We start from the raw sequence: 13,617 nt of genomic DNA on the forward strand, positions 1-13,617 counted from the left end.
CCAATGCCCCATGCCCCATGCCCCAATCCAATTACTATTTAGTCATTTGGTAAGGTATTGCGTTAAAATAAGCGATCGCTATCCTAGTAAGTAATGCCCGGAAATTCCCGGAGGTGTGATTGACCAAGTTTATTTTGAAAATTCTGTGGTTAGACGAAAACGTCGCCTTAGCAGTCGATCAAGTAGTGGGCAAAGGCACAAGTCCTTTGACTAAATACTTTTTCTGGCCAAGAAATGATGCCTGGGAAGAGTTAAAGAAGGAACTCGAATCCAAACACTGGATTAGTGACCTAGATCGCGTCGAGTTGCTCAATAAAGCGACAGAAGTGATTAACTACTGGCAAGAAGAAGGCAGAAACCGCCCGATGGCCGAAGCTCAGTTGAAATTTCCGGAAGTTGCCTTTACAGGTAGCGCGTAATATTACGCAATTAGCTCCCCTGCTGTTCTACAAGCTGCCACAGTTTGATAGTCTTGTCCCTGCTGCCACTTGCAATTAGTTGTGCAACAGGGCTAACAGCAACGGCAGACACTGAATCTGTATGACCACAGAGAGTAGCAATTTCTTCTGATGTGCTTACTCTCCAAAGTTTGACTGTTTTATCCCAACTGGCACTAATCAGCGTTTCGCCATCGGCAGTGAAAGCTAATGCTACCACCGACCAGGAATGGGCTGAAAATGTGTTCATTAGCTGACCAGTGTTCACTTCCCACAATTTAATAGTGTTATCATCACTACCCGTCGCCAAAATTTTCCCATCGGGACTAAAGGCGACTGTCAAAACTGCCCATGCATGACCTGAAAGGGTGCTTAACAAGCCACCGCATGGGTGGTTTTGAAATTTCTCCTCAAACCCTTCAAATGCTCTCAACTGCCACAAGCGGATCGTTCTGTCACAACTAGCGCTAGCTAAAAGTTTTCCTTGGGGACTAAATGCTACGGAATTTACCTGTAATTGGTGTCCAGTCAGGGTGCAAATTTCTCTACCAGTGTTTACATCCCATAGTTTGACTGTCTTATCCCAACTACCACTAGCTAGAATTTGCCCATCAGGACTGAAAACAACTGATTTCACAGCGCGTGAGTGTCCTAATAGAGTGCAGATTTCCTTTAATGTGTTGATGTCCCACAATTTGATCGTTTTATCATCGCTAGCAGTTGCCAGAATTTTTCCATCAGGACTGAAAGCAACTGATTTTACGGCTTGAGAATGTCTTGATAAACTAGCTAGGATTTCTTTAGTATTTAAATCCCACAATCTAATATTTTTGTCATTATCTCCACTAGCTATAATATTACCGTCGGGACTGATGGCAAGGGCATTCACACTACTCAATGCACCAGAATAGACAGTCAGAGTAGATAAGCACTGCCAAGAAGATTTTCGATTTTCGATTTTCGATGTTTTATTTTTATATTTATATTCGATTCCCATCGCTTGCATAACTTCATCAGCAGATTGAAAGCGGCGGTTAACAGCATTTTGCAACAGTTTATCGAGGATTTGCGCTAAGCGTAGATGCTTTACATCTTGTTGCCAAACATTGCTTGCCCCAGTGGTAAGATATTGTCTCCAAACCCAAGTATTATTAGCAATATCAAATAAGTCAAAGGGAGGAATCTGGGTAAGTAGGTAAATGCAAGTTACGCCCAGACTATAAAGATCACTGGCAAAAACAGTTTTTCCCCTAGCTTGTTCTGGTGCAGTATATTCTGGACTACCAATACTGATTTCATCTGTTAACTGCTCAGTTCCTGTGACGATTTTCGCAGTACCAAAATCGACTATGACTAGTCCACCTTTCAAAGATGAGCCACGGATGATATTTTGGGGTTTAATATCACGGTGGATAATATTGCGATCGCTAATAAACTGCAAAACTGGCAATAAATCTTCTAACAGTTGCCAAATCTGAGTTTCATTAAAAGCACCTTCCTCTTCAACCACCTGAGCTAAATTAGTGCCTGCAATAAATTCTTGCACTAAATAAAAATGCCCATTCTGCTGAAAATAAGCGAGCATTGCGGGAATTTGCGGGTGATTTCCTAATTCTTCTAGTTGTTGCGCCTTTTGCTGAAAAGTTTTAAATGTTTCGGATTCCGGCGATGATTCTTGAACAACGCAAGGAACTGGTGGAAACTCACCTTCATCTACAGCGAGGAAGGTTTTACAGAATCCCCCTTTACCAATCTGCTTGAGTAAACGATAACGTTCTTGTAAAAGCAAAGTTTCTCCGCCAGAGTTACACACCAGCCAGGGCGAATAAAATTCGCAGCTACACAAACAAAGTCCGCCGCCGCGGACTAAGGAAAAATTGAGGTTTTGAAACCCACGGAGGTGGGTAAAGCCTCGTATAGACGCGGTTTATAACCACCCTTTTAACGTTAACTTGACTTATCCTCTGGAAAATTCACAACTATCGGTGGATAACCGTTTTCTGTGGTTGGTTGTGCTTTGGTAACTACTGGTTGCGGATGCAAAGGTGTTGATGTCAATTCACTTTTACCTGTTTGATTCCATAAAATCATCGATAGTAGCCCATCCACTAAGCCATTATTGCTAGCGTTACCGCTAACTAAGACATCTGGAATCAAACGGACATTGCGATCGCCTATAATCTGCATTAGTTGCATTGCTGTATAATCATGTGAACCCAAGGCTTCCACACCAGCTTGGTAAGTTTCGGCTTTGGCGTTACCTGTAGCACGAATACCTTCAGCCTCCGCAATCGCCCGGAGTTTTGTCCCCTCAGCTTCACCGTTCGCCTGCTTAATTTGGGCTTGGGCTTTCAAATCGGCAATCTGCACACTCTGCTCTGATTGCACCATTTCTTCTTGGATATCAGCCAGTGCTGTTTCCCGGACAAGTTGTTGTCGTTGGGTTTGCGCCATCTGCTGAACTTCGTAAGTTTTGCGTTTTTCCTCAGCAATTTTACGCTCGGTTAATGTGTGCATTAATTCATCTGGCGGGGTAATCAAACCAATTAACGAATCCACCGCTTGCACATCATAAGCACGCAAGGCAGATTTAACGTATTCGGAGGCTTCAACTTGGCGATCGCTTCGCGCAGTCAAGAAATCCAAGATAGTATACTCTTGAGCTGAGTTGCGGAAATAATTCCCCACAATTGGACGCAAAACCTGATCGATGACGTTTTGCATCGAACCTAAGCGGGAAATCACTTTCGGCGCATCTGAAGCACCAATGTGGATAATTTGGAATATCTCTAAATCAAAGCTGAAACCATCGAATGAGAGCAGTTTCAGCGCCTGCAAGTTAGTATCATAACCGTGTTTCCCGGTAATCCTTTCAGTGAAGTTTAAGACAATATTTGTTGTCGGTACTAGCTCAATTTTCATCACCTTAGTATTGAGCGGGTGTTTCCCAGGATACAACGGCTCAACCCAAACACCCTTATGTCCTTGGTTGACCAAATTCCCGTGGGTGAAAGCTGCTCCGCTCACATCTTCGTGTTCTTTGCCTACGAAAGAAATCACCACACCCACATAACCGATAGGGATTTCAGTCATCGGGACTTGTTCAATATTGACTAACCAAGGGTTTAAGTTCCAAGAACCCGATAATAATACCTGTTCTTGTAAACCCCGTTGTCCGCCAGCATCGATAAATTTCTGACCATTTTGAAAATTATCATGCCCGTTAATGACGCGTCCAGCGATTTCACCTGCTGCAATCGGTGAACCATCCAAAGTAGTAACAATACCAACTTTCTCTGCTGCTATTTCATAAATGTGCAATTGTTGTGGACTCATGTCATGACTACTAGCATTTGCTGCTGTAATCACTTTAAATAGTGCAGTGTTGATGCGGTAAGTACCTGCGGTAATAAAACTCATTTGCCGACCTTTTTCGCCACCTTGGGTGAGGAATTTCCGAGCATCTTGGAAGTTGTCACAATCGACGATTTTACCCAGAATCCGCTCTGGTGGGTTTGATTTGCCGTCTGCTGCGACAATCAAGGCGATTTCCCCTTGGGGAATGACAATTACCGACTCTTTCTTGACAGAATACTGCCAAGGCCAATAGCCCCAGTGCCAACCAGGAGCTAAAGTATCTGCCTGTAACCCAGCTTCACCGTTGAGAGCAATCAAACTGCCGGCGGGGAGTCCACGCCCTGAAAGGGTAAATTTCCTCACCACAATGCCGACTTCACGTTCTCCAATAACCACGAGTCCGCCAAAGAATAGGGGGATGAATATGACGAAACCGCCTACAAGTATGATGGGAACCAGTGCAACAGGATCAATTCCAGCAGCTTGATATTGAGTCCTGCTAATTTGTAACTGAGCAATATTTGGTTTAGTCTGATTTAGCTGGGCTGATGCCGAAGTAATTTCTTTTGTAGTAGTTGTTTTTACAGGAGTAGCATTGGCAGAATGAATACCACCAGTGTTTGTGATTCGCGTAGCATCTCGTAGAGAAGACGTTGGCACTGCGATCGCTAATGCTGCTACAGCAGATGCTGCAAAACAAACTATTTTATTTTGTTTACGTGTACCAAGGGAAGATGAAAAACTTTTCATAATTTGTGCCCATTTGGACAACTAATTAGTTAAGTTAACACTTCACCACAGTTCACCTCGATTTCTTAAACTTGGCGTAATTGTTCTAAAAAAATTAATAAATAAATATTTTATTAGGTTGGGTATTACCCAACCTAAAAGGCGAAATAGAGAGTCCAATTAGACCAAACCACCGGCAGCTTGAAACCGAGCGCGAGCACGTTTAAAGGCTTGGGTTGCCTGAATTTGTGCTTGGCGATCATCTGCTGTCACTTGATTAAAACGGGCTTCTGCTTGGTTGTAAGCAGCACGGGCTTCTTCAAGGTTAATTTTGTCGCCACGTTCAGCGCCGTTAACCAGAATGGTGACTTCATTTTCTTCGATTTCGGCAAAGCCACCCAAAAGGGCGATCGCTTGCCAATTCTGATTTTTAGCGGCGCGTACTCGCATCACACCCGTATCCAGGGCGGTCAAAAGTGGTGCGTGTCCAGTTAAAATACCTAGCTGACCAGTTGTGCTGGGCAAAACTACTTCTTCAGCAGCAGCATCCCACACTGTTTTATCTGGGGAAATTACACGGACGGTTAATGTCATAAGTTCTCAAGGGTCGAGGGTCAAGGGTCAAGGGTCAAGGGTCAAGGGTCAAGGGTCTATTTTTGGACTTTGGACTTTGGACTCTTGACTCTTGACTTTGGGCTAATTTTTAGCCTCTGATTTTTTCGGCTTTAGCGATCGCTTCGTTAATATCGCCTACCAAGTAAAAAGCCTGCTCTGGCAGAGCATCTAATTCACCAGATAGAATCTTCTGGAACCCTTTGATAGTATCTTCCAACTTCACATACTTACCAGGAGAGCCAGTAAACACTTCTGCGACAAAGAACGGCTGAGACAAGAAGCGCTCAACCTTCCGTGCCCGCGCTACGATCAGACGGTCTTCTTCAGACAATTCATCTAGACCCAGGATGGCGATAATGTCTTGGAGTTCTTTATAACGTTGCAGAGTTGACTGTACGGCCCGGGCAGTATTGTAGTGTTCATCACCAACAATGCTGGGCTGTAACATCGTGGAAGTTGAACCTAGAGGATCCACCGCTGGATAAATTCCCTTAGATGCCAAACCGCGAGACAACACTGTAGTTCCGTCCAAGTGAGCGAAGGTAGTAGCAGGTGCGGGGTCGGTGAGGTCGTCCGCAGGTACGTACACTGCCTGAATGGAGGTAATCGAACCCTCTGTGGTCGATGTAATCCGCTCTTGCAGTTCACCTACGTCAGTTCCCAGTGTCGGCTGGTATCCTACCGCTGAGGGCATCCGACCTAGCAACGCAGACACTTCCGAGCCTGCTTGTACGAACCGGAAAATGTTGTCAATAAACAACAGCACATCTTGCTTGTTAACATCGCGGAAGTACTCTGCTACTGTCAATCCAGAAAGACCAACCCGCATTCTAGCTCCGGGTGGCTCGTTCATCTGACCGTAGACTAGAGCAATCTTTGACTCATTGAGGTTGTCTTTGTTGATAACCCCAGATTCCATCATTTCGTTGTAGAGGTCATTGCCTTCGCGGGTGCGTTCACCCACGCCAGCAAATACAGATACTCCACCGTGCTGAGTAGCGATGTTGTTAATTAACTCCATCATGATCACGGTTTTACCGACACCAGCACCGCCGAACAGACCAATCTTACCGCCGCGTCGATAGGGAGTCAGGAGGTCAACAACTTTAATCCCAGTCTCGAACACGGAAGGTTTGGTTTCCAGTTCAGTGAATTTGGGAGCAGAACGGTGGATGGGTAAGGTAGCCTCAGCATTTACAGGCCCCTGATTATCTACGGGTTCGCCAAGGACGTTGAAAATCCGTCCCAAGGTGGCTTTCCCAACTGGTACGCTGATGGGAGCACCAGTATCGACCACTTCCAGACCACGCACTAAGCCATCGGTGGAGCTCATAGCAACAGCCCGCACCTGGTTGTCGCCCAGCAGTTGCTGTACTTCAACGGTCAGGTTGATTTCCTGTGCAGCTTCGTTAGTGCCTTTGATGGTCAAAGCGTTGTAGATTTGCGGCAATTTCCCGCCGGGAAATTTAACGTCTACAACTGGACCAATGATTTGGGTAATGTAACCAATGTTTGTTTTTTCTGCGGTTGTGACCATGCTGCGCCTAATGATTGAAGCTATATTTCAGATAAGGTCGTAGAAGACATAATGATTAAGCAATGTCATCTTTCACTCTAGCACCGGAGGGGGACATAACTCCCTTAGTAATTCCTTAAAAAAGAGCTTGTCTGCTTCGGCTGTAACCCTCATCCTGAACAGCTTAGCCTGCTGACCTGCTAGTTTGGGTTAAATGTTTAAATATTAGGTTCAATTTTCAACCGCCTGGGGGAGGCTTTAAGCAGAAAACAAGGGTGTTGAGCGATCGCTCAACACCCTTGTTTTAAAATGGTCAGGGTTTTTAGCCCACACTATCCCTCTGGGAGCATCCACTTTTGGCAGAAAGACTCAAATTGCAAGCAACCCATTGAGATAAGCACAACGAACAGAAAGAATTTGGTTGACACTTTCAACATTCCACTGTGCGCCGGAGATTTTAATTTGAGGTGATACCAATCTAAAATTTCCAAACGTTCAAATTTTTCAGTTCCAAACTCTTTAACTAAATTCCAAACTCCATCATGACCATCTCCCAAGCAAACAAGTGGATTTACTAAACATTGGCTATTGACATAATCAACTAATGATTGATTGTCATCAAAAAATGCACCATAGTAAATTCCTTGCAATCTAACAGTTTTATAGTCTCGCCAGTGACAGCCTGCTTTGGGTTTACCTCTGAGTCGGACTTTTCCACCATCCACACTTACTTCTGAAACTGCTTGCAATGCTAGCGGTAGTTGAAAATCTTGTGACAACACTAGTTTTTGTTGCGTTGAGTGACCAACTTTCACTCCAGGTCTTTATACTCTGCACAATATTCATCTATGGTGGCAACCGTTGGGTGAGCATCTGTTGCCAAATGTTTCAAGATTTGTAATTCTACATCCATTGCCCTATTTACCTTTCAGGGTTTTCTTTTTTTATTCTTTTATTCAGAATACCCGGAAAGTGACAGAAGAGGGTTATAGCGGTTCCCACTCAAATGCCATACAACATTATATCGCCAGGTGTATCCATCCCTACGGATACACCTCACGCAAACGACAATGGTTGTAGTGTAAATACGGAATATTTTTTTAGCAAAGCTTATTAGGCTACTTGACATGAGGTGTAAATACTGGGAAACTTGTATAAAGATGAAGAAAAAATAAACGTTTTATAACTAAAACATAACCTTTGACAGTTTTGTCATTAGGGTCTTCGTCAAGGTTATTAATACACCTCTATATTCAGAGGATGTGTTTGGAAGTTTCAGATGTTTTACCTGTTTTGTTCCTCCGTAAAAAGAGGATAGTTTTGACTACGAATTTCGCAAACCTTTAATCGATGAAAGCCACTATATTACAGAGGTTTATTTTCCATGAGCAAGTGGTTAAAAACTTGCTCATGCAAGTATTACATCTTTTCTAAGCTCGACTTTATCCATTTTTTGCCAACGCGAACGCTATCGCTAAAACCTTTGTGTGACGGTAGTTTTACTTTTTTAAGTTTATCCATAATCTGTGACGTGGAAAAAGTATTTGCCAAAAAGTCAGAGTTTTTGCCGAATAAAGAAAGCCAAGTTTTTGATTTTGGATAAAGTCGAGCTAAGAGGTTGTTTGAAAAGTCTAATTTATGACTAGCCCTGGCGACTTGCTACAAGTCGGGGAACCCACCCAACACAGTGGCTTGGCTACACAGACAAAACCTGGATTAAAGTCCTTGATTTTTCGTTAGTCCACGGAGGTGGACTTGGTTTGTGTAGTAGCGAATTTTATTCGCCTAATACTTTTCAAACATCCTCTAAGAGAGATTTAGGATCTTATAAAATGCTTAGTTGATCACCAAATAGTTTTCACACATCCTTTTACGTTTACCCAAGCTCAGAAAATAAGAATGTTGTTCAGGTATTCTTGGTGGGATAGTCTTCCTTTTGCTATGACAATTTTTCAGTTAGTGCTAAATATCTACTTAGCGTTAACCTGGGAATCGCGCATTTTTTTAGATAATTTTCTGTTTTATCCGCTTTGTCTGTTTATGTTTTGGTACAACGCTCTAGTTGCTACTCATAATTTTGTTCATACACCTTGGTTTAATTCAAAACTACTGAATAATTTATATGCGGTAGTAAACTCTACTAATCTGAGTTCTCCTGTAACGCATTACCGTCATATTCATTTCAATCATCATCGTTATGGCAACGATAGGCAAGATGCACAAGGTCAAACTCAAGATCATTCTTCTACCTTCGCCTATGGTAAAAATGGTCAAAATGAAAATGTCATAACTTACTGTGCTCTAGCAATTTTTCGGGATGATATGACTGACTCATTTCATCAAGCGAAAAAACACGGGGAAAGTGTTCAACTGTACTTAGAGTCTGGTGCTTGTATCTTAGCAATTATTGGATACTTGCTGATTTCATGGAAGTTCTTTTTATTTTTTGCGCTTCCCATATTTTATTTGGGTTGGTTTATAACGTATTTAGCGAATTATTATGAACACTTTGGCGCGATACCCGAAAATTATTATGCCAACTCAACCAGCCATTATGGTCGCATCTACAATCTATTTTTCTGTAATGAAGGTTATCACCAAGAACATCATCTGCGACCAAATGTTCATTGGAGCCAAAGACCTAAAATCTATCAAAATCTACGTGATGAACTAGACAATGTTGCTAGAGTGATATTGAAATTTCCACCTCCGCTAGGCTTCCTAAATCACATCGGCAAGATTGAGACTTCAACTCGATAAACTGTGCAGCACTGATAAAAATTCTTAAGAAGAATAGTTCTGTTTTTCTAATTTTTTAACATCAAGTATCTCAATATTATGGCATGGATACATATTCTGATTGCAGGTCTTTTGGAAACAACATGGGCAGTCACTTTAAAGTGGAGTAACGGATTTACAAACTTTCTACCAACCGCAGCAACTACTGTTGTTACAATCCTAAGTTTTTACTTCTTATCACAGGCACTAAAAACACTTCCAGTTGGAACAACTTATGCAGTACTAGCTGGTATTGGAGCTATCGGTACTGTGATTGCAGATATTGTCTTTTTTGGTGAGAGCTACGGACTACTTCGCTCTTTTTGTGTTGGTTTGATTGTTCTTGGTGTTATTGGTTTAAGGATACTTTAAAATGCTTTTAGTGAAAACACAGATTGGTTCTAGCAAGGTGCATGGTATTGGATTGTTTGCCGATCAATTTATTCCCGAAGGTACGGTAACATGGCAATATCATCCCGATTTTGACTCTGCTTATTCTGAGAGTGATATATTAAAAATGCCTGCTGCCGCTAGAGAAATGTTTTGGAAGTATGCTTACTACGACAAAGAATTAGGGCTGTATATTCTCTGTTCTGATGACCAAAGGTTTATCAATCATGAGCCAAATTTTCCTAACATTATCTCTACTCCCCGACAAGATGTGACAGCACGCGACATCTTACCAGGAGAAGAACTGCTATGCGATTACAACTGCTATGACGATACATATTTTATGCGAGTTGGTATGCCGCACCTGGCTAAAACAACTCTAGTTTTTAATCAAGTAATGCAGCAAACTGCTCCCATTTATTAAGAATCACATATCTCTGCATGAATTTATGAAGGCAGTTTCAATCTCCCCCGCTCCCCTGCTCTATTCCTTGACTACCTTGACTCACAACTGAGGCAGATGTACAATACTTAACGAATAGAAGGGGAGTAGCTACTGGCTAAAAATTTAAAAGCCAGTGCATCTGAATCAACATACTGGCGTTAAGCCTGGTTCAGGTGGCAAATAATTAATATTTGAAAGCGAGACCTTCACTAAGTTCACACCAAAAAGTGTGCGCTTGGTGAGGTCTTTTGGCTCTCGTCAAGCTCACATCGGTAAACGATTCTTTAGGAGCTTGATAGAGTGTTAACAGCTTTTACCGCAGGTTTGTTACTAATTACAGTTTCAGAGCTAGGTGATAAAACATTTTTTATCGCTGTGATTTTGGCAATGCATCACTCACGGCGGTTGGTATTCATAGGAGTGACAGCCGCTTTAGCCGCGATGACAATACTCTCGGTGCTATTGGGACAAACAGCGTCTTTATTGCCAAAAGTTTATATTCACTATGCCGAAATAGTTTTGTTTATTGCCTTCGGTATCAAGTTGTTATACGAAGCCCTAAAGATGACTGCTACTTGTGATCAAGAAGTTGTAGAAGAGGCAAAAGCAGCGGTGGAACAGGCAGATTTGCAGCTACCAAAGGGAAAAACCCCGTTAGCAATTTTAACAGAAGCCTTCGTATTAACATTTATGGCCGAGTGGGGCGATCGCACACAAATTGCTACCATTGCCCTAGCCGCCGGAAACAACCCAATCGGGGTAACGATGGGTGCAATTTTAGGTCATGCTATTTGTGCTGCGATCGCTGTTATCGGTGGCAAAATGATTGCTGGTCGTATTTCTGAACGTCAACTCACTTTTATTGGCGGATGCCTATTTCTCATCTTTGGTGTCATTGCTGCCATTGAAGGAGCGTGAGGAAGAAGAGGGGGAGAGGGGAGAAAGGGAGAGAGGGGAAAGAACAATTCAAAATTATTCCCCCACTCCCCCTACTTAGGCGTATCAGGTAAGGGCACAGGAGATACAGCAGGAGCCGGAGAGGCAGATGCTGTCTTGTTGATTTCATCTTTGTACTGAGCAGGTGCTAGAGCCAAGGCAGTGTCAAACAAGGGTTTTGCTTCTGCGACTTTGCCCTGTTCTTTCAGAAGCATTGCCTTTGCCAAAACAGGGCGAAAATCCTTGGGATCTTGATCAATTGCCTGATCGTATACAGAGGTAGCTTGTGCATAATTCTTCTGGGAGGCATGAATAGTCCCCAATAGTACTCGTACTGCGATCGCATCCACACTTCCAGGTTGAATTTTATTAGCCTGGGCTGCATTAGAGAGAGTATCTTGCAGCAAACCAATGGCTGCTTCCGGGCGTTGTTGATTTAACAACAGAGCTACCATTCCTCGCAAAGCATTCAGATCACCCGGTTTTGTTGCCAAAATCGAGCGATAAGCTTGAGCTGCTCCTTCCTTATCGCCAATTTGCTGTTTTGCTTGAGCCAGCAGTACTGTATACTCTGACTGTTCTGGATTCAGCTTTGCTAACTTTTCTAAAGGTTCAATTACCGCTTGAATATCAGACGGCTTAACCTCTCCTTTTGCTTTTTGACTCAACAATGCTAACCGTGCTTGTAACAAACCTTTGAGCGCAGTTTGATTTTCTGGTTCCCGTTGCAAAACCAGTTCATAACCCCGTACTTGGTCTTCTAATTGTGATTTTTGGTCAGAGGAAGGTAAGCTGCCTCTAGTACTAGAAGTATTTTGGTTTGAGGGTGGCGTATTATTAAATGCTCCAATTATGGGAACTACGGAAACACCCACAAAAGCAATAACTGCCAAAACCAAAACGACCTTCACTATCCAGCGATTGCGCGGTTGAGACACAAGTTTGTCTTTCTCCTGAACTCTAATGACATTATCATTTACACAAATCGTAAAGTTAAAAATTTCCAAAACTTTGCGGAATACCGTCAATTGCCTGTGAATTTTATAACAAATAACTATCCACACTGCTAAAGTAAGTGATGACTTTAGGAGGAGCCGCCAGAATTGTAGCTATGATATGCTTCCAAAACCAGTGTAAAGGCGCTAAACGACACATTTAGTATATAAATGAAGAATTTGGCGTCTTTAGAATTGTATATAGCGCTCTAGTGTTACCTTGTTGAAAGAAAATATACTTTCACCTGCCGCACCAACGCTCTTTCCAGTTGCCTTAGTAAAATCCCACAATGGGATGTGTCTCCGCCGCAAGGAGTTTTTATGAATTCCGACCTGATGCCGTCGCCTGAATCTTCTAATTCTTCTGCCTCTAACCAGGGCCCAACTAATATAGAACCAGCCGCTAATGTTAATACTGTACCAGTCAAAGTCCCTAAGCTAGAGAATTCGTCCGTTAACTCTAGTGAGATTGCTTCAAACGATTACTTAGCCAATCGCCAGCAACCGATTCCACCTCCCAGTGAACCGATGCAGTACCGAGCGATCGGGTTAGTTCGTGGTCGCTACCATGCTAGCAGCGACCAATTCACTCAAGGTACACTGCTGACCACAGATGATGTAGAACTCAACGCCGTCCTTTTAGGTCGGATTATGAGCTTAGTCAAGAATCACCTAGATTTAGAAAAGGAACATCTGTGGGTGGTTTATCCGCGCACAAGACAAGAAAATGACACCTTACACCTTCAAATTGTTGGAGTTTGGGAGCCAGAAAATCTCGCTAAACAGCCAACAGAAGAAGATGAGTATTCGGAGTCACAAAAGTTAGAGACGCCCGATGATGGTTTATCCGATAATGACGAAACTATAAGTGTTCAGACCCCATCATCAGAAATTGCAGATGGTGGTTTTTCTGTTCGTGGCGAAGTAGTTTACCAGTCTTTTGATGCTAAAAGCTTAGTGGTCAAAATTAAGCAGGCTCCACGTAAACCAACTGATAAACCTAAATATTTTAAGTTGAAACTTAGGGGTGTACTTGGCACAAAAGCAGTAGGCAAATTCTGGGACTTCCAAGTTAAAAGGGAATCTGATGTATTAGTAGTAGACAAAGCTGAGGCGATCGCTGATTTACCCAAAAAACGCCGACCACCTTTCAAAGGTGCTCCTCGTGCTGGCGGTGGTAGGAAACCATTCCCCCCCAGACGCAATGGAGAAACTCCACGTCCAATCAAAAAAATAGGCGGCGATCCCTCTGCGGTGTCAAAACCTATACCCAAAACGCCCGCTCCTAAGCCGATCAAGCGACCAAAACCAACTCAAGAGTAAGGCAGGGGGAGCAGGGAGAGCAAGGGGAGCAAGGGGAGCAAGGGAGCAGGGGAAGAAGAACTATTGATTATTGACCCATGCCCCATGCCCCATGCC

At 43.0% G+C, this 13,617-nt stretch carries 11 protein-coding genes and 1 pseudogene; 6 read left to right on the forward strand and 6 right to left on the reverse strand.

The window, feature by feature from the left end; all coding sequences use genetic code 11:
- Positions 1–119 precede the first annotated feature (119 nt).
- The gene (locus tag IQ246_RS24170; RefSeq protein WP_045870192.1) at positions 120–419 is read left to right on the forward strand and encodes a 30S ribosomal protein PSRP-3; all 300 of its coding nucleotides are present in this window, start codon (positions 120–122) and stop codon (positions 417–419) included.
- A 10-nt stretch (positions 420–429) separates the two neighbouring features.
- On the opposite strand, the gene IQ246_RS24175 is transcribed toward IQ246_RS24170, so the two are convergent.
- The 5 genes and pseudogenes from IQ246_RS24175 to IQ246_RS24195 form a co-directional block, all read right to left on the reverse strand.
- The gene (locus tag IQ246_RS24175; protein WP_194005868.1) at positions 430–2,226 is read right to left on the reverse strand and encodes a serine/threonine-protein kinase; all 1,797 of its coding nucleotides are present in this window, start codon (positions 2,224–2,226) and stop codon (positions 430–432) included.
- 158 nt (positions 2,227–2,384) lie between these two features.
- Positions 2,385–4,544 carry a flotillin family protein gene (locus IQ246_RS24180; protein WP_194005869.1) on the reverse strand — a complete coding sequence of 720 codons (2,160 nt, stop codon included), beginning with the start codon at positions 4,542–4,544 and terminating at the stop codon, positions 2,385–2,387.
- 159 nt (positions 4,545–4,703) lie between these two features.
- Positions 4,704–5,117 carry an ATP synthase F1 subunit epsilon gene (gene atpC / locus IQ246_RS24185; protein ID WP_194005870.1) on the reverse strand — a complete coding sequence of 138 codons (414 nt, stop codon included), beginning with the start codon at positions 5,115–5,117 and terminating at the stop codon, positions 4,704–4,706.
- A gap of 109 nt (positions 5,118–5,226) precedes the next feature.
- Positions 5,227–6,675: a F0F1 ATP synthase subunit beta gene (gene atpD, locus IQ246_RS24190; RefSeq protein WP_194005871.1), complete on the reverse strand. Its 1,449-nt coding sequence runs from the start codon at positions 6,673–6,675 to the stop codon at positions 5,227–5,229.
- 348 nt (positions 6,676–7,023) lie between these two features.
- A pseudogene (locus IQ246_RS24195) lies at positions 7,024–7,472 on the reverse strand (ISKra4 family transposase); the annotation flags it as partial.
- Positions 7,473–8,595: 1,123 nt separating this feature from the next.
- On the opposite strand from IQ246_RS24195, the gene IQ246_RS24200 reads away from it, so the two are divergent.
- From IQ246_RS24200 to IQ246_RS24215, 4 genes are all read left to right on the forward strand, one after another.
- The gene (locus IQ246_RS24200; RefSeq protein WP_194005872.1) at positions 8,596–9,414 is read left to right on the forward strand and encodes a fatty acid desaturase; all 819 of its coding nucleotides are present in this window, start codon (positions 8,596–8,598) and stop codon (positions 9,412–9,414) included.
- A gap of 78 nt (positions 9,415–9,492) precedes the next feature.
- On the forward strand, positions 9,493–9,804 hold the full coding sequence (locus IQ246_RS24205; RefSeq protein WP_194005873.1) for a multidrug efflux SMR transporter: 312 nt from the start codon (positions 9,493–9,495) through the stop codon (positions 9,802–9,804).
- 1 nt (position 9,805) lies between these two features.
- A complete protein-coding gene (locus IQ246_RS24210; protein WP_194005874.1) occupies positions 9,806–10,246 on the forward strand; it encodes an SET domain-containing protein in 441 nt (146 codons plus the stop codon).
- 321 nt (positions 10,247–10,567) lie between these two features.
- Complete coding sequence (locus IQ246_RS24215) at positions 10,568–11,185, forward strand: TMEM165/GDT1 family protein (protein WP_194005875.1); 618 nt, start codon at positions 10,568–10,570, stop codon at positions 11,183–11,185.
- A gap of 71 nt (positions 11,186–11,256) precedes the next feature.
- Here IQ246_RS24215 and IQ246_RS24220 read toward each other — a convergent pair whose 3' ends face one another.
- Positions 11,257–12,141 (reverse strand): tetratricopeptide repeat protein, encoded by an 885-nt coding sequence (locus tag IQ246_RS24220; RefSeq protein WP_194005876.1) that lies wholly within the window; start codon positions 12,139–12,141, stop codon positions 11,257–11,259.
- Between the two features lie 378 nt (positions 12,142–12,519).
- Here IQ246_RS24220 and IQ246_RS24225 point away from each other — a divergent pair, with 378 nt between their 5' ends.
- A complete protein-coding gene (locus IQ246_RS24225) occupies positions 12,520–13,521 on the forward strand; it encodes a hypothetical protein (RefSeq protein WP_194005877.1) in 1,002 nt (333 codons plus the stop codon).
- Positions 13,522–13,617: the final 96 nt, after the last annotated feature.

This window comes from aff. Roholtiella sp. LEGE 12411, from assembly GCF_015206995.1.
In the GTDB taxonomy this organism is placed as follows: Bacteria; Cyanobacteriota; Cyanobacteriia; order Cyanobacteriales; family Nostocaceae; genus Komarekiella.